Annotated in this window: 18 protein-coding genes; 10 read left to right on the top strand and 8 right to left on the bottom strand. The window is 73.2% G+C overall.

Going from position 1 to position 21,239, the window contains the following annotated elements; all coding sequences use genetic code 11:
- The first annotated feature begins 464 nt into the window (after positions 1–464).
- The 5 genes from NP777_RS11265 (at position 465) to NP777_RS11285 (ending at position 5,332) form a co-directional block, all read left to right on the top strand.
- Positions 465–1,718 (top strand): NAD(P)/FAD-dependent oxidoreductase, encoded by a 1,254-nt coding sequence (locus tag NP777_RS11265; protein ID WP_308405085.1) that lies wholly within the window; start codon positions 465–467, stop codon positions 1,716–1,718.
- 114 nt (positions 1,719–1,832) lie between these two features.
- Complete coding sequence (locus NP777_RS11270; RefSeq protein ID WP_256649976.1) at positions 1,833–2,198, top strand: Rv2175c family DNA-binding protein; 366 nt, start codon at positions 1,833–1,835, stop codon at positions 2,196–2,198.
- An 84-nt stretch (positions 2,199–2,282) separates the two neighbouring features.
- Positions 2,283–2,972 carry a thiamine phosphate synthase gene (gene thiE, locus NP777_RS11275; protein ID WP_256649977.1) on the top strand — a complete coding sequence of 230 codons (690 nt, stop codon included), beginning with the start codon at positions 2,283–2,285 and terminating at the stop codon, positions 2,970–2,972.
- 376 nt (positions 2,973–3,348) lie between these two features.
- Positions 3,349–4,266: a methylenetetrahydrofolate reductase [NAD(P)H] gene (metF, locus tag NP777_RS11280; RefSeq protein ID WP_256649978.1), complete on the top strand. Its 918-nt coding sequence runs from the start codon at positions 3,349–3,351 to the stop codon at positions 4,264–4,266.
- Between the two features lie 40 nt (positions 4,267–4,306).
- Entirely contained in the window at positions 4,307–5,332 is a 1,026-nt protein-coding gene (locus NP777_RS11285) for a hypothetical protein (RefSeq protein WP_256649979.1), read from the top strand.
- Between the two features lie 136 nt (positions 5,333–5,468).
- Here NP777_RS11285 and NP777_RS11290 read toward each other — a convergent pair whose 3' ends face one another.
- The 4 genes from NP777_RS11290 to NP777_RS11305 form a co-directional block, all read right to left on the bottom strand.
- Positions 5,469–7,025 (bottom strand): phytoene desaturase family protein, encoded by a 1,557-nt coding sequence (locus tag NP777_RS11290; protein ID WP_256649980.1) that lies wholly within the window; start codon positions 7,023–7,025, stop codon positions 5,469–5,471.
- 332 nt (positions 7,026–7,357) lie between these two features.
- On the bottom strand, positions 7,358–7,978 hold the full coding sequence (locus tag NP777_RS11295; protein ID WP_256649981.1) for a TetR/AcrR family transcriptional regulator: 621 nt from the start codon (positions 7,976–7,978) through the stop codon (positions 7,358–7,360).
- Between the two features lie 35 nt (positions 7,979–8,013).
- Positions 8,014–10,098, bottom strand: a complete 2,085-nt coding sequence (locus NP777_RS11300; RefSeq protein ID WP_256649982.1) for a YhgE/Pip family protein — start codon at positions 10,096–10,098, stop codon at positions 8,014–8,016.
- Positions 10,070–10,942 (bottom strand): ATP-binding cassette domain-containing protein, encoded by an 873-nt coding sequence (locus NP777_RS11305; protein ID WP_256649983.1) that lies wholly within the window; start codon positions 10,940–10,942, stop codon positions 10,070–10,072. The genes NP777_RS11300 and NP777_RS11305 overlap by 29 nt, the downstream gene beginning before the upstream one ends.
- A 191-nt stretch (positions 10,943–11,133) precedes the next feature.
- Between NP777_RS11305 and NP777_RS11310 the strand changes: the two genes are divergently transcribed.
- The 3 genes from NP777_RS11310 to NP777_RS11320 all read left to right on the top strand — a co-directional run bounded on the left by NP777_RS11310 (position 11,134) and on the right by NP777_RS11320 (position 13,260).
- Positions 11,134–11,664, top strand: coding sequence for an SAV_6107 family HEPN domain-containing protein (locus NP777_RS11310; RefSeq protein WP_256649984.1), 531 nt, complete (start codon positions 11,134–11,136; stop codon positions 11,662–11,664).
- 149 nt (positions 11,665–11,813) lie between these two features.
- Positions 11,814–12,596, top strand: coding sequence for a methyltransferase (locus tag NP777_RS11315; protein ID WP_256649985.1), 783 nt, complete (start codon positions 11,814–11,816; stop codon positions 12,594–12,596).
- Between the two features lie 271 nt (positions 12,597–12,867).
- On the top strand, positions 12,868–13,260 hold the full coding sequence (locus tag NP777_RS11320) for a DUF3040 domain-containing protein (RefSeq protein ID WP_030831620.1): 393 nt from the start codon (positions 12,868–12,870) through the stop codon (positions 13,258–13,260).
- 297 nt (positions 13,261–13,557) lie between these two features.
- Here NP777_RS11320 and NP777_RS11325 read toward each other — a convergent pair whose 3' ends face one another.
- The 4 genes from NP777_RS11325 to NP777_RS11340 all read right to left on the bottom strand — a co-directional run bounded on the left by NP777_RS11325 (position 13,558) and on the right by NP777_RS11340 (position 19,202).
- Positions 13,558–15,990, bottom strand: coding sequence for a transglutaminaseTgpA domain-containing protein (locus NP777_RS11325; protein ID WP_256649986.1), 2,433 nt, complete (start codon positions 15,988–15,990; stop codon positions 13,558–13,560).
- Complete coding sequence (locus NP777_RS11330) at positions 15,987–17,375, bottom strand: DUF58 domain-containing protein (RefSeq protein WP_256649987.1); 1,389 nt, start codon at positions 17,373–17,375, stop codon at positions 15,987–15,989. The genes NP777_RS11325 and NP777_RS11330 overlap by 4 nt, the downstream gene beginning before the upstream one ends.
- Positions 17,375–18,427 carry an AAA family ATPase gene (locus NP777_RS11335; protein WP_256649988.1) on the bottom strand — a complete coding sequence of 351 codons (1,053 nt, stop codon included), beginning with the start codon at positions 18,425–18,427 and terminating at the stop codon, positions 17,375–17,377. Before NP777_RS11335 ends, NP777_RS11330 begins: the two co-directional genes overlap by 1 nt.
- Positions 18,428–18,647: 220 nt before the next feature.
- Positions 18,648–19,202: a beta-class carbonic anhydrase gene (locus NP777_RS11340; RefSeq protein ID WP_256649989.1), complete on the bottom strand. Its 555-nt coding sequence runs from the start codon at positions 19,200–19,202 to the stop codon at positions 18,648–18,650.
- A 409-nt stretch (positions 19,203–19,611) separates the two neighbouring features.
- Between NP777_RS11340 and rsmH the strand changes: the two genes are divergently transcribed.
- Positions 19,612–20,574, top strand: a complete 963-nt coding sequence (gene rsmH, locus NP777_RS11345) for a 16S rRNA (cytosine(1402)-N(4))-methyltransferase RsmH (protein WP_256649990.1) — start codon at positions 19,612–19,614, stop codon at positions 20,572–20,574.
- Complete coding sequence (locus NP777_RS11350) at positions 20,571–21,203, top strand: septum formation initiator family protein (protein WP_256649991.1); 633 nt, start codon at positions 20,571–20,573, stop codon at positions 21,201–21,203. The genes rsmH and NP777_RS11350 overlap by 4 nt, the downstream gene beginning before the upstream one ends.
- Positions 21,204–21,239 lie beyond the last annotated feature (36 nt).

Raw genomic sequence — 21,239 nt, forward strand, 5'->3', positions numbered from 1 at the left:
GCCTTCCGGTGCGTTGTGTCCCGGTCCCCCGGTGCGTTGCGCCTCTGTGGCCCTCCGGTGCGTTGCCTCCCGGCCCTGGCGCGTCCCGCCACAGCCCTCCGGCGTTTCCGGCCCCAGCCCCTCCGGCACGTACTACCCCAGCCCCACGACGTCTCCGACGCCAGCTCCTCCCTCGCGTGCCACCCCAGCCCCTCCAGGGGGCACCTCCCAGCGGTAGCTGGGGGAGTTTGAGGAGCGGGGTCCGGGGCGGAGCCCCGGCGGGGTGCGAGGGGGCGGAGCCCCATCGTTTCGGGAAGGGGCGGGGTGGGGGCTCACCGCCGGAGGCGCCCACAACCCGGCCCGCGCCCGCCGCCCCCGCCCGGCCCCCGCCCGCCCCCTCCCACCCCCGTCCGGCCCCCGCTCTGTGTCCGACCTCTCGTAAGCCGCTCTCCAGTCCGCCCCACCAGCCGCAATACAGTGATCGTGTGAGCGATGAGACGACGACGAAGCCGTCCTCGAACGGCGCCGGACAGCGCGTGGTGATCGTCGGAGCGGGCATGGCGGGGGTGCAAACCGCCGTCGCGCTGCGCGAACAGGGCTGGACCGGGGAAATCGTCCTGCTGGGCGCGGAGCCCCACCAGCCCTACGACCGGCCCCCGCTGTCCAAGGCCGTACTGCTCGGAAAGGCCGAGGGCTCGACGCTCGACGTGGACTTCGCCGGGCTGGGCATCGGCCTGCGCCTCGGCGTCCAGGTCACCAGCCTGCGCCCGGACAAGCGGCTCGTCGAGACCGCGACCGGCCAGCTCCCGTACGACGTCCTGGTGATCGCCACCGGCGCCGAGCCGATCCCGTTGCCGGGCGGCGAAGGGGAGCCCGGCGTCCATCTGCTGCGCACGCTGGACGACGCCGAGCGGCTGCGCCCGGTGCTCGCCCGGCAGCGCGAGGTCGCGGTCGTGGGGGCGGGCTGGATCGGCGCGGAGTTCGCCACCGCGGCACGCGAGGCGGGCTGCGCCGTGACCGTCGTCGAGGCCGCGGACCGGCCGCTGGCGGGCGCGCTCCCGGCCGAGGTCGCGGCCCCCATGGCGGCCTGGTACGAGGACTACGGCGCCCGGCTGGTCACGGGCGCCCGAGTGGCCTCCGTCGACGAGAGCGGGCTGCTGCTCGGCGACGGCACCCGGCTGCGCGCGGGCGCGGTGGTCGTCGGAATCGGGGCCCGGCCCGCCACGGACTGGCTCGCCGGCTCGGGCGTGGAGCTGGCCGAGGACCGGTCCGTCGCCGCCGACGACCGGCTGCGCGCCTCCGCGCCGGACGTCTACGCGGTCGGCGACTGCGCCTCCTTCCCGTCCGCCCGTTACGGAACGCGACTGCTGGTGCACCACTGGGACAACGCGCTCCAGGGGCCGCGCACCGTCGCCGCCAATGTGGTGGGGAGCCGGACGGCCGCCCAGTTCCCCGGGGTGGTCTACGACCCGGTGCCGTACTTCTGGTCCGAGCAGTTCGGCCGCTTCGTGCAGTACGCAGGGCACCACTCGGAGGCCGACGAACTGGTCTGGCGCGGCGATCCGGCCGGTGCCGCCTGGTCGGTGTGCTGGCTGCGCGAGGGCGCACTGGTCGCCCTGCTGGCCGTCGGCCGTCCGCGCGATCTGGCCCAGGGGCGCAAGCTGATCGAGCGCGGCGCCCGGCTGGACCGGACGCGGGCCGAGGACCCCTCGGTGCCGCTGAAGTCGGCGGTCCTCTGACCGGCGGGCCGACCGCCGGTCGGGCGTCGGCCGACGTGCCCGGAGGCGGGGCGGGCGGCCCGCGCGGCGGGCGCCCGGCTACCCACTGTCAGTCCCAGATGGCAGGCTTGTCCCGTGACCGAGATTGACGCAAAGATCGATGCTCTCGTCCCCGCCTGGCTCACCCTCCCCGATGTCGCCGAACGACTGGGGGTCGAGGTGACGCGCGTCCGGCAGTTGGTCAAGGAGGGCCAGCTGATCGCCGTGCGCCGTGGCGAGAACAGGGTCCTTCAGGTGCCCGAGGAGTTCGTCGGTGATGGAAAGGTCGTCAAGGGCCTCGTGGGGACCTTGACGCTTCTGAAGGACGACGGCTTCAGTGACGAAGAGATGCTGGAGTGGCTCTTCACCCCCGACCCGAGCCTGCCCGGCACCCCGGCACGGGCGCTGAGCGAGAATCGCGGCACGGAAGTGAAGCGGCGCGCTCAGGCCCTCGCCGTCTGACGCCCTCGCCCGCCGATCGCATCTGGCGTACGGGCCTGGTTCCGCTCATGGCCCGTACGCCGCCCGACCCTCCGGGGGGTACCCATGTCCACCACCGTGACCACCGCTACCGCCAACGCCACCGCCACCGCCACCGCTCGCGAGCGGCTGGCCGACGCCCGTCTCTATCTGTGCACCGACGCCCGGAAGCGCCAGGGTGATCTGCCGGAGTTCCTGGACGCCGTGCTGGGGGCGGGGGTGGACATCGTCCAGCTGCGGGAGAAGGAGATGGAGGCGGCCGAGGAACTGGAGCACCTCCAGGTCTTCGCGGACGCCTGCCGCCGGCACGGCAAGCTGCTGGCCGTCAACGACCGGGCCGATGTCGCGCATGCCATCGGCCCGGATGTGCTCCATCTGGGCCAGGGCGATCTGCCGGTGCCCGCGGCGCGCGGGATCCTCGGCGAGGACGTGCTGATCGGGCGCTCCACGCATGCGGAGGCGGAGGTGGACGCGGCGGCCGTCCAGCCCGGTGTGGACTATTTCTGCACCGGCCCCTGCTGGCCCACCCCCACCAAGCCGGGCCGCCCCGCCCCGGGGCTGTCCCTGGTGCGCTACGCCGCCGCACTGGGCACGGAGCGGCCGTGGTTCGCCATCGGCGGAATCGACGTCTCCAACCTGGACCAGGTCCTGGCGGCGGGCGCCCGCCGCATCGTCGTGGTCCGGGCCATCACGGCCGCCGACGACCCGGCGGCGGCGACGGCGGAGCTGGCGAAGCGGGTCCGCGCGGCAGCCTGACCGGGGTGCGGCCCGACCGGGGTGACCGGAGTGCGGCCCGACCAGGGCGACCCGGGTCCGGCCCGACTGGGGCAACCGGGATCCCGCCCGACCGGGGCGACCCGGAGTGGGGCCCGACCGGGACGACCCGGGGTGGGGCCCGACGCCGGGCTCGGGCAGGCCGGGCCCGCCGCCAGACCGGGACGACCCGAGGTGGAGCCCGCCCCACCACCCGGCCCGGCTTTTCACCTGGGTTTCACCCACCTTTCATCCGGCCCCGCCCGCCCGCCGGTCGAAGGTGTACGGAACTGTCCGCACTGCGGACAGGAAGCTGGCAAAACCCCCATATCTCCGAGGCCGGGTGGGCGTAACCGGGCCGGGTGGATAGCCTTCACATATGGCCCTAGGCACCGCTTCCACCAGGACCGATCGCGCCCTGACCGTGCGCGATCTGCTCGCGTCGGGCGAGCAGTCGTATTCCTTCGAATTCTTCGCCCCCAAAACGGCGAAGGGCGAGCAGACGCTGTGGAACTCCATCCGCAGGCTGGAAGCCGTCTCGCCCACCTTCGTCTCCGTGACCTACGGAGCAGGCGGTTCCTCCCGCGAGGGCACCGTGCGTGCCACCGAGCGCATCGCGACGGACACCACGCTCACCCCCGTCGCCCATCTGACCGCCGTCAACCACTCCCGGGCCGAGCTGCGCAACATCATCGGGCAGTACGCCGGCGCCGGGATCCGGAACATGCTGGCCCTGCGCGGCGACCCGCCGGGCGACCCCATGGGGGAGTGGGTCCAGCACCCCGACGGTCTCACCTACGCCGCCGATCTGGTCCGGCTGATCAAGGAGTCCGGCGACTTCTGTGTCGGCGTGGCCGCGTTCCCCGAGATGCACCCCCGCTCGACGGACTGGGACACCGATATCCGTCACTTCATCGACAAGTGCCGCGCGGGCGCCGACTTCGCCATCACGCAGATGTTCTTCTATCCCGAGGACTATCTGCGACTGCGCGACCGGGTCGCCGCAGCGGGCTGTACGACACCGATCATCCCTGAGATCATGCCGGTCACGAACGTCAAGCAGATCGAGCGGTTCGCGCAGCTCAGCAACGCCGCGTTCCCGCCCGAGTTGGCTGAGCGGATCCTGGCGGTGCAGGACGACCCGGCGGCTGTACGCTCGATCGGAATCGACTACGCCACGGACCTGTGCGCGCGGTTGATGGCCGAGGAGATCCCCGGGCTGCACTTCATTACCCTGAACCACTCCACGGCGACGCTGGAAATCTACGAGAATCTGGGACTGCATCAGCGGTCCTGATGACGGCAGCCGACGGGCGGCCGCATTGAGAGGGGCGGGCATGGGCTGGACGGTCCTCTACATCGCTTTCGGCGTCGTCGCGCTGTGGCTGCTGGGAGAGGTCCTCCTGCAGTACAAGGCGCGGCTCCGCTGGCGGCTGCTGGCCTTCGTCGGCTTCCTGGGCGTGGTTCTCGGCGTGCTGATCCCGTCGGTTCCGGTGATCGGGGTGGGCGCGATCGCCTTCGCCGTCGGCCAGACGTATGTGACGCTCTCCTTCCGGCGCGGTTTCGCCGCGGGCTGGGCGCTGCGCGGCGGGCTGCCGGGGCTGCTGGGGCGCGAGGGGAAGAGCATCCGGCCCGACGGAGCGGATAAGGAGCCGATCCTCGAGGTCTCCGACCTGGAGGCGGTCCCGGCGGCGCAGCCGGAGCCGCCCACCTACCAGCCGCAGCCGCCCACCTACCAGCCGCAGCCGATGCCCGACGACACCGGCGAGTACGGCGTCTACGACGAGCCGTCGCCCTTCACCCCGGCCTCGGGCGCGTACAGCGACGCGGCGGCGGACGGCTACAGCGCGTACGAGACGTACGGCGGCTACGGCGCGCAGCAGGACCACAGCCAGGGGCAGGGCCACGGCTACGGCCAGGACGTCTACGCGGACCAGATGGGCCAGGCCGCCGGGCAGTACGGCTATGGGAACGAGGCGTACGCGGCCTACGGCCAGGACCCGTACGGCGCCCAGCCCCAGCCCCAGGCACAGGCCCAGCCCTATGACCAGCAGACTTACGATCAGCAGGCGTACGGCCAGCAGCAGTACGCCGACCAGTACGCGGCCTACGGCCAGCAGGATCCGTACGGCGGGGCCTACGGCGGCGGCGACCACTGGGCGGCCGAGGCCGGCTACCCCTCGGCGGATCCGGCGTACGACGTGATGCAGTCCGGCGGGCCCTGGGTGCCGCAGCAGCGCGAGGGCGACGCCGCGCCCCCGGCGGACCAGCAGGAGTACCCGTACCAGGGCCAGCACCAGGGCCAGAACCAGGGTCAGAACCAGGGCTACCCCCAGGGCTTCGACGAGCAGTACCGCTACTGAGCCCCGCCGCCAGGTGGGTGCCGCTCCCGGGAGCGGCACCCACCCGCGCGCTTCCGGGGCCCGCTGGTCTCCCGCGCGCTTCCGGGGCCCGCCGGTTTCCCGGGGCCCGCGCCGGGACGCACCGCTCGGGCCCGCGCTACTGGGAGCCGCGCCAGTCCCCGCCCTCGACGATCAGCCCGGCCACCAGCGCGCCCGACATCCCGGCGTGGGCGAGCCCGCCGCCCGGATGGGCCCAGCCGCCCGCCAGGTACAGACCCGGTATCCGGGTGACATTGGCGGGCCGCAGGAACGCGCCGTCCGCCCCGGCGAGCGCCGGGCCCGGAACGCCACCGCCCCGGGCGCCCGTCTCCGCCGCGGTGTCGGCGGGCGTGCGGACCTCATGCCACAGCAGCCGGCCCCGAAGATCCGGTATCGCGGCCTCGGCTGCCGTGATCAGCCGCTGGGCGTACCGCTCCGCGTCCGTGCCGTCCGTCCAGTCCACCGGGCCGTGCGGGGCGACGACGGCGGTAAGGGTGACGGCCTCGTGCTCCGCGTCCGGGCGCACCTCGGGGTCGTCCGGGCGCAGCACGGTCACCGTGGGGCGGGGGCAGGGCTCGCGGAGCCCCTGGCCGTCGCCGAAGACGGCGGCCAACTCCGCGTCGCGGTCCGGGGCGTGGACCACGGTGCGGTGCGCGGTGTCCTCGGGGCGGGCGCCGCGCAGCGCCAGAAAGACGGTCAGCCGCCCCGGTGTGCCGCCGCCCGCGCCGGGCTCCGGCCGCACGTCCCCCTCCCGCCAGGGCCGCTGCCCGCCGAGCAGCGGGGGCAGCAGCGCGGGGTCGATGCCCGAGACCACCGCGTCGGCCTCCGCGACCGTGCCGTCGGCCAGCTCCACACCCGCCGCACGGCCGTCCTTCTCGACGATGCCGGTGACCTCGGCCTCGAAATGGAACTCCACCTTCCGCTGACGGCAGCGCTCACGGAGGGCATCGGCGAGTGCCCGCATCCCTCCGCGCACATACCAGGTGCCGAACGTCTGCTCGACATAGGGCAGCACGGTGGCCGCGGCGGGGGCGGCACGCGGGTCCATGCCGTGCGCCAGCGCATGGCTCTCCAGGAGGGCCACGGCGCGCGGATCCCCCAGCTCACGGCGGGCCACCTCGGCGAGCGTGGGCGGCCCGGCGGCGCCGCCCCGGCGGAACAGGCCGCCGAGCCTGCCACGCCGCACGGGGGCGGCCGGATAGGGGTCGCGGCCCAGGACGTGCCAGTCGGCGCGCAGCGGCTCCTCCAGCAGCGGTCTGCGGGTGGCGTCCCACACCTCGCGCGCCCGGTTGACCAGATCGCTCCAGCGCTCGCCCGCGCCCGCGCCGAAGGCGCCGTCCAGCGCCTGGAGCACCCCGGCCCGCGAGGCGTTGGGCAGCCGGACGTCCGTGCCTTCGGTGAAGAGGTGCCGGCTCGCCGGGTCGACCTGGACGAGCTCGACGCTCTGCTCCAGGGTCTGCTTGCCGGTCTTCACGAACAGATCCCGGTGGACTGCGGGCAGATGCAGCAGCCCCGGGCCCGTGTCGAAGCGGAAGCCGTCCCGCTCGAAGCGGCCGACCCCGCCGCCATGGGTGCGCCCGCGCTCGTACACCACCACCCGGTGGCCCGCCACGGCCAGCCGGGCGGCCGCCGCCATGGCGCCCATCCCGGAGCCGATCACCACAATCCGTGCCATGACCGTGACTTTATCCGCCCCCACCGACAGCCGGGTCACCGTGCCTGGGGACGAACGCGCAGAGCTGAGTACGCGTACTCAGCCGGGGAGATGAGTAGCCGCGCGGATGGGCCGCCACCTGCGCGGACGAGAGAGTGGAGCACACGGAAGGGCGCGCGTCGCACCGCCGACACGGGGCGGCGGAACGGCGCGGGCCCGGACGAAAGGTGGGAGTCACCGGGAGTCTCCGGACCAGGAGCCTCCAACGGGGGATGTACGGGGGAGCTACGGGGGGAGGCGCTGTTCCGGTCAGGTCGACGAAAGTCGATCTGCCGGAACAGCGCCTTCTGCTTTCACCCCGAGGCGACGGTCCCGCCGACGCGGCCCTGCAGCAGCCGTGACAGCGCCGCGTGCACATCCTCCAGCGACCGCTCCGGCTGATAGGACTGCCAGTCCAACGCGGCCACCAACACCATTCCGAACAGCGCGGACGCCGTCAGCGGGATGTCGATGTCCTCGCTGAACTCGTGCGTGGCCACCCCGGCCCGCAACTCGGCCTCGATCACCGCTATGGCCCGCTGACGGACCATCATCAAGGTGGACTGCCAGGCGCGGTTGGTGCGCCACAGCTCGGCCACGTACAGCTGGGTCAGCGACGGATAGCGGGAGATGAAGTCCAGTCCGGCCCGGACCATGGCGTCCAGCGCGTCCACATGGCTGCCACCGCGCTCGGCGTTCTCGTCGGCGGCGGTCTGGAGCGAGGCGGTCAGCAGCTCGATGCCGTGCCGCAGCAGCTCCTCGAAGAGCACGGTCTTGCTGGCGAAGTTGTAGTAGACCGTGCCCTTGGCCACCCCGGCCCGCTCGGCGATCTCGTCCACCGTGGTGGAGGAGAAGCCCTGTTCGGCGATGAGGGTGACCGCTGCCTCGAAGAGTTTCTGCCGGGTGGCCTGGCGGCGCGTGCTGCTGCTGTCCATGGCGCCGATTCTGCCCGTTGTCGATGTTGTCCCGCTCACAGGCTCAGCTCCGGGTGCAGCCGGTCCACCGTCCACACCTGCCGGCGCCGCGCCGACCACACGGTGAGCGCCAGGGCGGCCGCGGTGAATCCGAGGAGCACTCCGCAGGCCAGCCACACCGGGCCGAGCCCGCCGCCGGTGATGAGCCGGCGCAGCCCGTCCACCACGTAGGTCATCGGCAGGAAGGGATGGATGGCGTTGAAGAAGCGCGGACTGGTCTGCACCGGATAGGTGCCGCCCGCCGAGGTCAGCTGGAGCATCAGCAGGGCCAGTACCAGGATCCGGCCGGCCGGTCCGAAGCGGGCGTTCAGCCACTGCACGATCGCCGCGAAACAGGCCGTCACCAGCATCAGGAAGCCGAGCGTGCCCGCGGCCCGCACCATTTCGAGGCCGATGGCCCAGTGCAACACCGCCATCAGGGCCAGCGTCTGGAGCACCCCGATCGCGGCGACCGGCAGCCAGCCCGCGAACGCGATCCGCCAGGACGAGGCGCCCGCCGCCAGCGCACGCCCGTTGAGCGGCTGGATCAGCATGTAGGCCACCATCGCGCCGACCCACAGGGAGAGCGGGATGAAGTACGGGGCGAAACCCGTGCCGTAGTTGGGCGCCTTGTGCAGCGCCTGGTTCACCAGCCGCACCGGATCCGACATCACCTCCGTACGGGCGTCACGGTCCTGCTCGCCGTAGTCGGGGATCTTGGCCGCGCCGTCGTGCAGACCGCCGGAGAGCTTCCCGGAGCCGTCCACGAGCCGGTACATCCCGCCGCCCAGGGTGTCCGCGCCGCCGCGCGCCTTACCGACGCCACTGTCGAGGTCGGACGCGCCGGTCTTGGCGGTGCTCAGCCCGGTGTGCAGGGTTCCGGCGCCCTTGGCGACCTTCCGCGCCCCGGAGTTGAGGGTGTTGATCTTCCGTACGGCGGAGTCGAGGTCGGTGTCCAGGTGCGGGGCGTTGTGCGCGAGCCAGAGCGCCTGGTCGTGCAGATCGTCCAGATGGCCGCCGAGGGTGTCGAGTTGACCGGTGTGGTCCTGGACCAGCTTGTTGACGTCCTCGGCCACATCGGCGGCGGTGCCGGCCGCCGCCACCGACTTCTTCAGCGCGGGGCAGTCCGGGTCGGTGGGCACCGCACCCTCGCAGCGGGCCCGGTAGTCGGCGGCGAGGTCGTCGGACGCCTTACGGGCCTTGGTGGCCGCCGTGGAGGTCGTCTCGGGCAGGGTGTCGAGGTTGTCGGACGCCTTCTGGGAGGCGTCGGCGACCAGTTGGGAGATGTCCCCGATCTCCTTGCCGTGCTCCTTGAGGAACGGGCGGACCTTGGCCGCCACGTCGTTGACCTTGTCGGACAGGGACTGGGTGCCGTCGGCGACCCCGCCCGCGCCGGTCTCGAGCGTCCCGGAGCCCTTGTAGAGCGTGCCGAGCCCGGACTTCAGATCGCGGCTGCCCTCCTTGGCCTTGGCCAGGCCCTCGGCGAGGTCGTCCGCGCCCTTCTTGGCCTTGCCGATGCCCTTACCGAGCTTGTCGGCGCTCTTGGCGGCCTTCTCCGTCTCGCCGTGGATGTCGGCGAAGGAGATGAAGATGTTGTCGTAGAAGCCGCGGGACGCCTTGGTGGAGGCCGCGGCGCGCACCTCGGAGAAGACCGAGCGGGAGATCTGGCCGACGATGTAGTTGTTGGCGTCGTTGGTGCGCACCTTGAGGGCGCCGGTCTCCGGGGACTTCCCCGAGCTGGAGCCGATCTGCCGGCTGAAGTCCGCGGGGACGGTCAGCGAGAGGTAGTACGTGCCGTTCGCGACGCCCTTACGGGCCTCGGCGGCGCTCGTGGGGTGCCAGTCGAAGGTGTCGCTGTCGAGCAGCTTGTGGGTGATGTCGTCGCCAGCGGTGAGGTGCTCGCCCTTCACGGTGGCGCCGGTGTCCGAGTTGACGAGGGCGACCGGGATCTTGTTCAGCTTGCCGTACGGATCCCAGAACGACCACAGGTACAGCGCGCCGTAGAGCAGCGGCAGCAGGAGCAGGGCGGCGAGCGCCGCGCGCGGCAGCTTGCCCCTCCCGAACCGCTTCAGCTCAAGCGCGGCGAGTTTCGGCGAGCGCATCCGCCGACCCCTCCTCGTTCTCGTCGTGTTCGTGTCCTTCGGCGGCGGGCGCGTCGGCCTTCCGGGTCCGGCGGGCCTTCTCGTCGCTCCCGGCGTTCTGGCCGTTCTCGCCGTTCTCGTCGCCCTCGGCGGCGCCGGTGCGCGCGGTGCGGACCACGACCGCCCCGGGCGGGGCCTGGCTGCACACGGCGAGGACCGTGGTGCCGTCCTCCGCGATCTCCCGCAGCAGCGCCCAGGCCCGCTCGCGGTCGGCGTCCGAGAGCTTCAGATCGGCGTCGTCGACGGCCAGCAGCCGCGGCCGGGCGATGAGCGCGAGCGCGATCGACAGCCGCAGCGCCTCCAGCCGCTCCAGGTCCCGTACGGCCGTACGCGGCCCCTTGGGCAGCGTGCCGAGGTCCAGCCCGGCGGCCGTGAGGGCGGTGTCGATCGCGGCCCGGGACGCGGCGGCACGCTCCCGGCGCGGGCGCAGCAGCCCGCGCGGGGAGTCGGCGAACCGGCGCCGCAGCAGGGCCCGCTCGCGCAGATGCTCGGCGATCGTGAGCACCGGGTCGAGCTCGGAGACGCCCGGCACATGCGCGAGCGCGCTGATCCGGCGTATGCGCGCCATCTGTTGGGGCACTCGGAGGCCACCGACACCGCCGTGTCCCTCGGTGGGGCGCATCCGGCCGGTGAGCGTGAGCAGCAGGGAGGTGCGGCCCGAGCCGGACGGGCCCTCGACGGCGATCAGCGCACCCGGATCGGCGGCGATGTCGGCACCGCGGAACGCCCAGCCGTGCGACCCCCTGACGCCGAGCCCCTCGGCCGTCACCGCCGCTCCGGTCCCCGCTTCTGGGGTGCCCCCCACACAGATCACTTCCTTGATTTTTGAACTGACTGGTCAGTGCAAAACCAGTATGGGGCATGGCCGAGCCGGGTGCGGCGCCGGGGGTGTTCGCGCTGGTCAGGGCCGATTGTCAGTGGTGTGCCCCACGATGGCCCTATACGGCGGTCGCTTTACCACACGAGCGGCCGCCACGCGACGACAGGAGGTTCGTCATGGCCAGTACCGCCGCAGCGCGCCGGCACCGTGCCGCCGCCCCTGCCCCCTCGTTGACCGGTCCCGCGAGCGATGTCCACCCCGTGCTGCGCCGCGCGTCCGCCCCGCCCGCCGCCGCGGCCCTGCTCACCCAGGCCCATGAGGGCCTGGAGGAGGCCGACGCGCTCGAGACCCCCAACGAGCGCTTTGCGACCGCACATCTGGCCGCACTGCGCACGGCCGCCGCCGTGCTCGCCGTGCACGGCCGCCCCGAGCCCACCGCGCGCCGCCGCGCCCGGATCCGCAGCGCCTGGGAGGTGCTGCCCGAGGTCGCTCCCGAACTGGCCGAGTGGAGCGCCCTGTTCGCCTCCGGCGCGGAGCGCCGGGCCCGCGCCGAGGCGGGGATACCGGGCGCCGCGAGCGCGCGGGACGCGGACGATCTGCTGCGCGCCACAGCGATGTTCCTGCGCCTGGTGGAGCGCATGCTGATGCTGCAGCCGGCCCTGCCCCACCAGCGACCGGACGACGAGCCGGGCCCGCCGGGGGCCTGAGAGGCGGCCCGGTATCGCGTCGCTCCGGTCCGCCGGCCGCCTCGGCGCGGCCCGCCCCATGGAGGCAATAGGCTGGGAGCGCCGACGTTCAGCAAGCCGTCGTCACCGCCTCCGGGCGGTGGCGGCACCGCGCCGAGGAGCCACCCGCCGTGTCAGACCCGCAGCGCCCCCGTGCGTCCCTCCGTACCGCCGTGGTCTGGGAGGTCCTGAAAGACGCCCTGGAACGGCGGGCCAAGGCCACGGGCCGGGAGCCCGCCGGGGGCGAGGCCGTGCACGGCGCGCTGGACGTCCTGGACACCGGCGGCGGCAGCGGCAATTTCGCCGTCCCCGTGGCCCGCCTGGGCCACCGCGTCACCGTGGTCGACCCGAGTCCGAACGCGCTGTTCGCGCTGGAGCGGCGGGCCGCCGAGGCCGATGTCGCCGACCGGGTGCGCGGGGTCCAGGGCGATGCCCACGGGCTGTTCGACGTGGTCGAGCGCGGCGGTTACGACGTGGTGCTCTGCCACGGCGTCCTGGAGTACGTGGACGACCCCGCCGAGGGCCTGCGGAACGCGGCGGCGGCCCTCCGCCCCGCCGGGACCCTCAGCGTGCTCGCCGCGGGCCTGGGCGGCGCCGTACTGGCCCGCGCCCTGGCCGGTCACTTCACCGAGGCCCGGCAAGCGCTTACCGACCCCGAGGGCCGCTGGGGCTCCGGGGACCCGATGCCGCGCCGTTTCACCGAGGACCAGCTGTCCGGGCTGGTGCGCGCGGCCGGTCTGGAGATCGCCGCGGTGCACGGGGTGCGGGTCTTCGCCGATCTTGTCCCCGGGGTGCTCGTGGACACCGAGCCCGGGGCGCTGGATGCCCTGTTGCAGCTGGAGGAGGCCGCCGCCGAGCTGCCCGCCTTCCGCTCCGTCGCCACTCAGCTGCACGTTCTCGCCGAGCGGGACTAGAGCGCTCCTTCCGCCCCATCCGACGACGGGCGGCGCAGGTGGAGTCGGCCACAGGAGGCCCGCTCGGCCGCCCGGCGCCGTATGATCGGGGTACACCGTCCGGCATGGCCAATCGGCGGGAGGGGAATGGACGTCTCAGCGTCAACTTTCGCCACGCCCCAAGGGGTGGGCGAATTGGCGTTGAGGGGCGGGTTTCACGGGGGCGATTCCCTGCCTATCCTGAAAGGGTCGCACCCGGTCGCCCCCCGCGACCGACGAGTAGGAGGACTCCGTGCCGCTCTCGGAGCACGAGCAGCGCATGCTCGAGCAAATGGAGCGAGCGCTGTACGCCGAAGATCCCAAGTTCGCGACAGCGCTTGAGGGAAGCGGCCTGCGAACGTACACCCGGCGACGGGTCTACCAGGCGGTCGCGGGTTTTCTGGTGGGCATCGCACTCCTCATGGTCGGGGTGATCGTTCCCCAGATCTGGATCAGCGTGGTGGGCTTCCTGATCATGCTGGGATGCGCGGTGCTCGCGGTGACCGGTTGGCGCAAGGCTCCCAAACCCGGTGAGGCACAGCGTGGCGGCGGGGCGGCTCCCCGCCGTCAGGGCCGTCAGCGCCGCTCGATGATGACACGCATCGAGGAGCGGTGGCAGCGGCGCCGCGATGAGCAGGGTCACTGAGAATTCACGGATGAGCGGTTGAGGGGCGGTCGCCGACTGGCGACCGCCCCTCAACCGTGCGGTGCGTTTCCGGTGCCTTTTCCGCGGTGCGTTTCCCCGCCGTAGCCCCTTCGGCCCCGCCGTAGCCCTTCGGCCCCGCCGTAGCCCCTTCGGCCCCGGTGCGGCTCTTCGGCCGCGTCGTGGCCCTTTCCGCCTTCGGCCGAGCCGCGGCCGGGCCCGCCGTACCCCCTTCCACCCATGGCTGAGCCCCGCGCATGGGGCGGGGCTCAGCCATGGGCGCTCGGGGCCGCCCCGGGATCAGTTCTCCTGCTGGCCGCGCGGGGTGCGGAGCTGGGCGGCCCAGCGGGCCCAGCGGGGCGCCCCCCACCGATCGACCAGCGCGGACCAGCGCTGTCCGGCCGCCCACATCAGCTGGGCCGCGGACCGCGGGGCCAGCAGCGCCCGCAGCCGCTCGCCCCGCCCCGCCTTGGCCCGGAATCCGGCCAGCACCAGCCGGACGTCGTCCGCGACGCCCGCGACCGGGCGCGGACGCGGTGCGTACAGCGTCTGCTCGACCGCCTCGGCCACCCGCTGCGCCGCCCGGGCCGGCTCGTCGTCGAGCCCGGCGGTCCGCACCATGCGGGCCACCGCTCTGCGCGAGGTCAGCGAGTCGTCCGGCAACACACCGAAGTCCCAGGCCGAGTCGGTGAGTTCACGCCATGCGGCGAGCACCCGGTCGGCGGCGTCCTGCTCGGTGCGCCCGCCCGAGCCGTTCAGTCTGCGGGTCCGTATCCGCCGCCGCCACAGCATGGGCAGCAGGGGCACCGCGGCCAGTAGCACCGCCAGCGAACTCCAGCTGGTGACCTTGGTCGCCGACCAGCCCCCGCCCGAGGCGCCGTTGTCCGGCTGCTGGGCCGCGGCGCCGCCACAGGTGCCCAGCTTCTTCATGTCCGGGGGGCAGCTGTCGGACGCGGTCGGCGCGGCCGTCGGCTCCGAGGTCCCGGTGGGCTCGGTCGTCGGCTCGTCGGTCGGGGTGTCCGAGGGCGACTGCTCCATCGTGTAGTCGGGCTGGGTGCCCCGGCTCGGAGTGGGCTCGAAACGGGTCCAGCCCACGCCCTCGAAGTACAGCTCGGGCCAGGCGTGCGCGTCCTTCAGGCCCACCGACACCGAGCCGTCCGCCTGGGCGGTGCCGGGGGTGAACCCGACCGCGACCCGCGCCGGAATGCCCAGCGTCCGGGCCATCGCCGCCATCGAGAAGGAGAAGTGGACGCAGAAGCCCTCCTTCTGCTTCAGGAACCGCACGATGGCGGCCGAGCCGCTGCCGGACTGCACCTGGGTGTCGTAACGGAATCCTCCGTTCACCGCGAACCAGTCCTGGAGCTTGACCGCCTTCTCGTACGCGTTCCCCGCGCCGGCGGTCACCTCCCGCGCCGTACGGGCCACCACGGACGGCAGCGAGTCCGGCACCTCGGTGTACTCGTTCCGCAGCCGGGAGGGCGGTGCCGGGGCGGCCGCCAGCTGGTCGGCCGTCGGCTCCACCAGCAGGCTGGTGACCCGGTAGCGTGCGCCCCGGGTGGTCTGGCCGCGGTCGCCGACCAGCGTGCGGCCCTCCGGCTCATAGCGCCAGCGCCCGTCGATCTCGACCTTGGACGCGGGGTAGGGGAGGGGCAGCCAGTTCTGCGCGTACCAGTCGGCGGCCGAGATCGAGGTGTCGATCGAGGAGACCCGGACCGAGGGGCCGAGCCCGGTAGGCGAGGGAAGCTGACCGGGCACATCGGTGACATGCCGCTCGGACGACTTCCACGAGGTGCCGTCGAACCGGTCCAGCGCCACGATCCGCAGATAGAGGTCCTGGGTGGTCTGCGAGGAGGTGCGGTAGCGCAGCACCTCCTTGTTCTCCGGCTGGTTCAGGCTGTCCTGGAGCGACACCAGCGGATTGACCGCCGAGATCGTGCCGCCGCCGCTGCCCGACCCGCCGTTGCCGCCCTGCCGGTCCAGCAGCCCGCCGTCCAGGGACGGCAGCACCGCGGGCACCGCGAGCGCGATGCCGAGCGCCAGCACGCCGATCCTGCGGCCGGTGCGCACCGGGGCGAGCGCCGGGCTGCCCCCGGCCCCGGCCAGGCCCGAGGGCGGCATACCCGCCGGATGCGGGGCGCCGCCGCTGAACACCCGGCCCCACCGGGACAGCCGCTCCCGGCCCTCGGCCAGGAGCAGCAGCAGATAGCCCGCCGCCGCCAGCAGGAACCACAGCCAGTCGCTCCCGTCGTCGGACAGACCGGCCGCCACCGAGTACAGCGCGAGCAGCGGAAGCCCGGCGGGGGCCGCGCTGCGGTACGTCACCGCGAGCGCGTCGACCACCAGGCCGATCACCAGCACCCCGCCCACCAGCATCAGCCGGATGCCGTCGGTGAGCGGCGCGGGGATCGCGTACTGCCCCACGTCGTCGGCGCCGTCGCGCAGCAGCAGCGCGAACTCGTGGAGCGCCTGCGGGCTGGGCAGCAGCCCGCCCAGCGCCTGGTCGTGCGCGAAGGCCACGGTGAGCAGCAGCAGCGTCACCACGGCCTGCGCGGCCACCGTCAGCGGGCGGGCCAGTGGCACCCGGCGGGCGGCCGCGCCCGCGGCGCTCTGGACCGTCAGCAACAGGACGGCCTGCAACAGCCAGCTCGCCGGATCCACCAGCGGCAGCAGCGCACAGGCCGCCGCCACCGTGGCCAGCGCCGCACATATCGCGAGCCGAACGCTTCCACTCATGTCCAGCTCCCTGTCATGCCGCCGACCACGCGGCCTCCGGCGTCCGCCCGGGTGGCGCCCTGGGAGTCGGCCTGCCGCCACAGCTGGGCCAGCGAGGCGCCGGGGCCGACCGGCAGCGCCGTCCACCCCGCCTCGCGCAGCCGCCGCAGCCGGTCCTCCAGCTCCGGTGTGCTCCCGTACTCCCCCCCGCGCGACCAGGCGGCGCCGTCCAGCACAAAGGCCACCGCGGCCGTGGTGCGGTGCCGCATCCGGGCGGCCGTCGCCGCCTGCTCCTCGTCCAGATCGCCCAGGAAGGCCACCAGCAGGCCCTCACCGCCGCCCCGCAGCACCTCGAAGGCGGGCGAGAGCCCTCCGCCGTCGGAGTGGTCCACCACGGCGAGGGTGTCCAGCATCAGCCCGGCCGTCTCCGCCGAGTCATGGGTGGAACCGGTGAAGCCGCCTCCGCCGTCCGGGCCCGGCACCGAGCTTCCGGTGTCGGTCAGCAGCCGGACCGCATAGCCCCGCTCCAGCAGGTGGACCGCGGCCGAGGCCGCCCCGGAGACCGCCCATTCGAAGGCCGAGTCCGGCCCGGAGCCGTAGTGGGCGGTGCGCCGCGTGTCCAGCAGCACCGTGCAGTGGGCCCGCTGCGGCTGCTCCTCCCGGCGGACCATGAGCTCCCCGTAGCGCGCGGTGGAGCGCCAGTGCACCCGGCGCAGATCGTCGCCTATGCGGTAGCCGCGCGGGATGACATCGTCCTCACCGGCCAGCGCCAGCGAGCGGTGCCGCCCGTCCCCGTACCCCGCGGCCTCGCCGGTCAGGCGCACCGGGGGGAGCGGCTCGACCCGGGGCACCACCGTGAGCGTGTCGTAGGCGCTGAAGGCCCGGGTGAGCTCGCACATCCCGAACGGATCGCTCAGCCGCAGCTGCAGCGGGCCCAGCGGATAGCGGCCGCGCAGATCCGAGCGGACCCGGTAGGACACCTCGCGGCGGCCGCCCGGCTCCACCCGGTCCAGCACGAACCTCGGGCGCGGCCCCAGCACATAGGGCACCCGGTCCTGGAGCATCAGCAGCCCGGTGGGCAGCCGCGAGACATTGTCCATCCGCAGGTGCACCCGGGCCTCGGAGCCCGCCGGCACCCGCGCGGGCGCGAGCCGTCGGCTGCCCGCCACCCGGTACCGGGTGCGGTAGACCACGGCCACGCAGACCAGCGGCAGCGCGGCAAGCAGCAGCCCGACCCGCAGCAGATCCGCCTGGCCCAGGACATAGCTGCACACCGCGGCGGCCACCCCGGCGGCCAGGAAGGAACGGCCGCGGGTGGTCAGCCCGGCGAGGGCGGACCGCAGCCCGCCCGGCTGCTCGCCGGCGCCGGGCCCCTCGGGATCCATGTCCGTCCCCCCTGCGGCCATCACAGCCTCCGTGCGCCCGGCTGCTGCCGGCCGAAGTCGGCCGGGGGCATGGGTGGCATGGGGGGCATCCCGCCCGCGCCGCGCTGGGCGGAGGTGGGCACCGGAGTGCGCTGCACGATGTCCGCGACGACCTGCTCGGAGGTGCGGCGGTTCAGCTGGGCCTGCGCGGTGGGCAACAGCCGGTGGGCCAGCACCGCGACGGTGAGGGCCTGCACATCGTCCGGCAGCGCGAAGTCCCGCCCGGCCAGCGCGGCCGACGCCTTGGCGGCCCGCAGCAGATGCAGCGTGGCGCGGGGCGAGGCGCCCAGCCGCAGATCGGGGTGGTTGCGGGTGGCGGCCACCAGGTCCACCGCGTAACGCCGGACGGCCTCGGCGACGTGCACCGAGCGCACCGCCTCGATCAGCTTGACGACCTCATGGGCGTGCGCGACGGGCTGCAGGTCGTCCAGCGGGGAGACCCCGCCGTGGACGTCCAGCATCTGGAGCTCGGCCTGCGGGCTGGGGTAGCCGATGGAGACGCGGGCCATGAAGCGGTCGCGCTGCGCCTCGGGCAGCGGGTAGGTGCCCTCCATCTCGACCGGGTTCTGCGTGGCCACCACCATGAAGGGGTTGGGCAGCTCATAGCTCTCCCCGTCGATGGTGACCTGGCGCTCCTCCATCGACTCCAGCAGCGCGGACTGGGTCTTGGGCGAGGCGCGGTTGATCTCGTCGCCGATCACGATCTGGGCGAAGATGGCGCCCGGCTTGAACTCGAACTCCTTGCGCTGCTGGTCGAAGATGCTCACGCCGGTGATGTCGGACGGCAGCAGATCCGGGGTGAACTGGATCCGCCGCACGGAGCAGTCGATGGACCGGGCGAGCGCCTTGGCCAGCATCGTCTTGCCCACGCCCGGGACGTCCTCGATCAGCAGATGTCCCTCGGCGAGCAGCACGGTCAGCGAAAGCCGTACGACCTCGGGCTTGCCCTCGATCACACCCTCCACCGACCTGCGGATCCGCTCCGCTGTGGTGGTCAGATCGCTGAGGCTCGCTCGCTCGTCATAGGTCGTCACCCGGCCCTCCTCGGCCCGTTCTCAGGGCCGTTGCCCTCGGAACGGACCGGCCCACCGCAAACGCTGACATCGGTCCCCCGCGTGGTTGCGGGGGACGACGTCACCTATGCATTCTTGCGGTCTCCGCGGCCTCGCGTCACTCGGCTGTGGATAACCCGGGGTTATTTGTCACGCTTGTACGAGTTCGAGTGCTGAATCCCTTCCGTATCTTCAGCACCTCTCACGTCCGCGGCGCGACCTCCCGCAGCAGACCCGTCGTCACATCGAAGACGAAGCCGCGGACGTCGTCGGTGTGCACCAGGAACGGCGAGGTACGCACCCGCTCCATCGACTGGCGGACGTCGGCGTCGAGGTCCTTGAACGCCTCGACCGCCCACGACGGGCGCTGTCCCACCTCCTCCTCCAGTTCGTGCCGGAAGTCCTCGGTGAGGTTCAGCAGACCGCAGCCGGTGTGGTGGATGAGCACGACGCTGCGGGTCCCGAGGGCCCGCTGGCTGATGGTCAGGGACCGGATGATGTCGTCGGTGACCACACCGCCCGCGTTGCGGATGGTGTGGCAGTCGCCCAGCTCCAGGCCGAGTGCCTCGTGCAGGTCCAGGCGGGCGTCCATGCACGCGACGATGGCGACGCGCCGCACCGGCCGCGCGTCCATCCCCGGGTCGGTGAACTTCTCGGCGTAACTGCGGTTGGCCTCCACGAGGCTGTCGGTGACCGTGTCTCCCGTGCGGGCGTCGCGGTCGGTGGACGGGTTCGGCTGCGGCGCTGATATCGACATGATGACGACGCTACCTCTCACCAGGGGATTTTGTCTTCTCTTTAGGTAGGGCAAACGAGGGCAACGGGGTGGGCCGAAGGGGTGATGTGAGGCAATCCACAACCCCTCGCGCCCCGCGATCCGACGCCCAGGAGAGGGGATACCACCCCTGGGGCGGGACGCGCAGGCCGGTTGGTTGACCGAAGGGACGAGTGGACTAAAGTGGCGCGAAGTGGGAGGCGTGACGCTCCCCTCGGATCCCGGAATTTCGCGTGAGCGCGGTGCGTACGTACCCCTCGGCCTCCTCCCGCTCCGGTCGCCTGACGTCACTTCCCCGGCGCCAGTAGGCCACTTCCCCTTCAGAGCGGGTGGGGACCCGGCGGTGCGTATCATCCTCGCCCGATCCTCAGAAGGGCGCACGAGCAGCGCAATGAGCAGCAACGCTCTCCATGTTCCCGTCATGCTCCAGCGCTGCCTGGACATGCTGGCCCCCGCTCTCGCCCAGCCCGGCGCGGTCGTGGTCGACTGCACCCTGGGCCTCGGCGGCCACAGTGAGGCGCTGCTGCGCGACTTCCCCGAGGCCCGGCTCATCGCGCTCGACCGCGACCCGTCCGCACTGCGGCTCGCCGGGGAGCGGCTCGCCCCTTACGGCGATCGGGCGACGCTGGTCCACGCGGTCTACGACGAACTGCCCGAGGTCCTCGACCGGCTCGGCGTCCCGCGCGTCCAGGGGATCCTCTTCGACCTCGGCGTGTCGTCCATGCAACTGGACGAGGCCGGGCGCGGCTTCGCCTACGCCCAGGACGCCCCGCTGGACATGCGGATGGACCAGACCACCGGAGTCAGCGCGGCCGAGGTGCTCAACACCTATCCGCCGGGCGATCTGGTGCGCATCCTGCGGACGTACGGCGAGGAGAAGTTCGCCAAGAAGATCGTGGACGCGGTGGTGCGCGAGCGCGTCAAGGAGCCGTTCACCAACAGCGCCCGGCTCGTCGAGTTGATCCGCGAGGCGCTGCCACAGGCCGCCAAGCGCACCGGCGGCAATCCGGCCAAGCGCACGTTCCAGGCGCTGCGGATCGAGGTCAACGGCGAGCTCGCGGTCCTGGAGCGGGCCATCCCGGCGGCCGTAAGGGCGCTCGCGGTCGGCGGGCGGATCGCCGTGCTGTCGTATCACTCGCTGGAGGACCGCCTGGTCAAGCAGGTGCTCGCGGCCGGTGCCAGCCATACGGCGCCCCCGGGGCTGCCGGTCATCCCCGAGCAGTACCAGCCCCGGCTGAAGCTGCTCACCCGTGGCGCGGAGCTGCCCACCGAGGAGGAGATCGCCGAGAACCGCCGGGCCGCCCCGGCGCGGTTCCGGGGGGCGGAGCGCATCCGGGAAGAGGTCGCTCCATGAGCGCGCGGGGGACGGGTCCGAAAGGACGGTCGGCGCCGGGCGCCACCACGGCCAGGCGCACGCCCTTCGTGCTGCTCGTCGTGGTTCTGCTCGGCTCCGGCCTGATCGCGCTGCTGTTACTGAACTCCTCCCTCAACCAGGGGTCGTTCGAGCTCAGCAGGCTGGAGAAGCAGACCGACGAGCTCACCGACGAACGCCAGGCCCTCCAGCAGGACGTGGACAAGCTCTCCGCGCCAGGCAAGCTGGAACGGCGCGCCCGGGAGCTGGGGATGGTGCCCGGCGGCACCCCCGTCTTCCTCAACCCGGACGGCTCGGTCAGCGGGGTGCCCGCGCCCGCCACGGGGCAGCCGTCGGTGCTCGGCAGCCGCGGCCGGGTGCTGCCGCCCTCGCTCGGCACCACGCCGTCCGAGGCGTCACCCGTCCGGTCCGGGGCGTCGCCCGTCCGGTCCGGGGCGTCGCCCACTCCGTCCGCCCTCGCGCCGCCGAAGCCGTCGGCCGCCACCCCGTCCGGGGCGGGCGCGGGCACGGCGTCCAGCACGGCCTCGGTGGCCCCGTGGGGGCTGCCCACCGGCCACTCCGCCCCCGCTTCCTCCTCCGCCTCCGCGAACTCCACCCCGGCCCCTCAGTAGGTGACACGGTGACGCGACCCCCAGCCTGCGCCCAGC

The sequence above is a fragment of the Streptomyces rugosispiralis genome, assembly GCF_024505145.1.
GTDB lineage: Bacteria > Actinomycetota > Actinomycetes > Streptomycetales > Streptomycetaceae > Streptomyces > Streptomyces rugosispiralis.

Bases quoted from the DNA above. Each gene is read 5' to 3' on its own strand.
- thiE (WP_256649977.1), top strand. From the start codon at position 2,283: ATGTCCACCACCGTGACCACCGCTACCGCCAACGCCACCGCCACCGCC.
- metF (WP_256649978.1), top strand. From the start codon at position 3,349: ATGGCCCTAGGCACCGCTTCCACCAGGACCGATCGCGCCCTGACCGTG.
- NP777_RS11285 (WP_256649979.1), top strand. From the start codon at position 4,307: ATGGGCTGGACGGTCCTCTACATCGCTTTCGGCGTCGTCGCGCTGTGG.
- NP777_RS11290 (WP_256649980.1), bottom strand. From the start codon at position 7,025: ATGGCACGGATTGTGGTGATCGGCTCCGGGATGGGCGCCATGGCGGCG.
- NP777_RS11295 (WP_256649981.1), bottom strand. From the start codon at position 7,978: ATGGACAGCAGCAGCACGCGCCGCCAGGCCACCCGGCAGAAACTCTTC.
- NP777_RS11300 (WP_256649982.1), bottom strand. From the start codon at position 10,098: ATGCGCTCGCCGAAACTCGCCGCGCTTGAGCTGAAGCGGTTCGGGAGG.
- NP777_RS11310 (WP_256649984.1), top strand. From the start codon at position 11,134: ATGGCCAGTACCGCCGCAGCGCGCCGGCACCGTGCCGCCGCCCCTGCC.
- NP777_RS11325 (WP_256649986.1), bottom strand. From the start codon at position 15,990: ATGAGTGGAAGCGTTCGGCTCGCGATATGTGCGGCGCTGGCCACGGTG.
- NP777_RS11330 (WP_256649987.1), bottom strand. From the start codon at position 17,375: ATGGCCGCAGGGGGGACGGACATGGATCCCGAGGGGCCCGGCGCCGGC.
- NP777_RS11340 (WP_256649989.1), bottom strand. From the start codon at position 19,202: ATGTCGATATCAGCGCCGCAGCCGAACCCGTCCACCGACCGCGACGCC.
- rsmH (WP_256649990.1), top strand. From the start codon at position 19,612: ATGAGCAGCAACGCTCTCCATGTTCCCGTCATGCTCCAGCGCTGCCTG.
- NP777_RS11350 (WP_256649991.1), top strand. From the start codon at position 20,571: ATGAGCGCGCGGGGGACGGGTCCGAAAGGACGGTCGGCGCCGGGCGCC.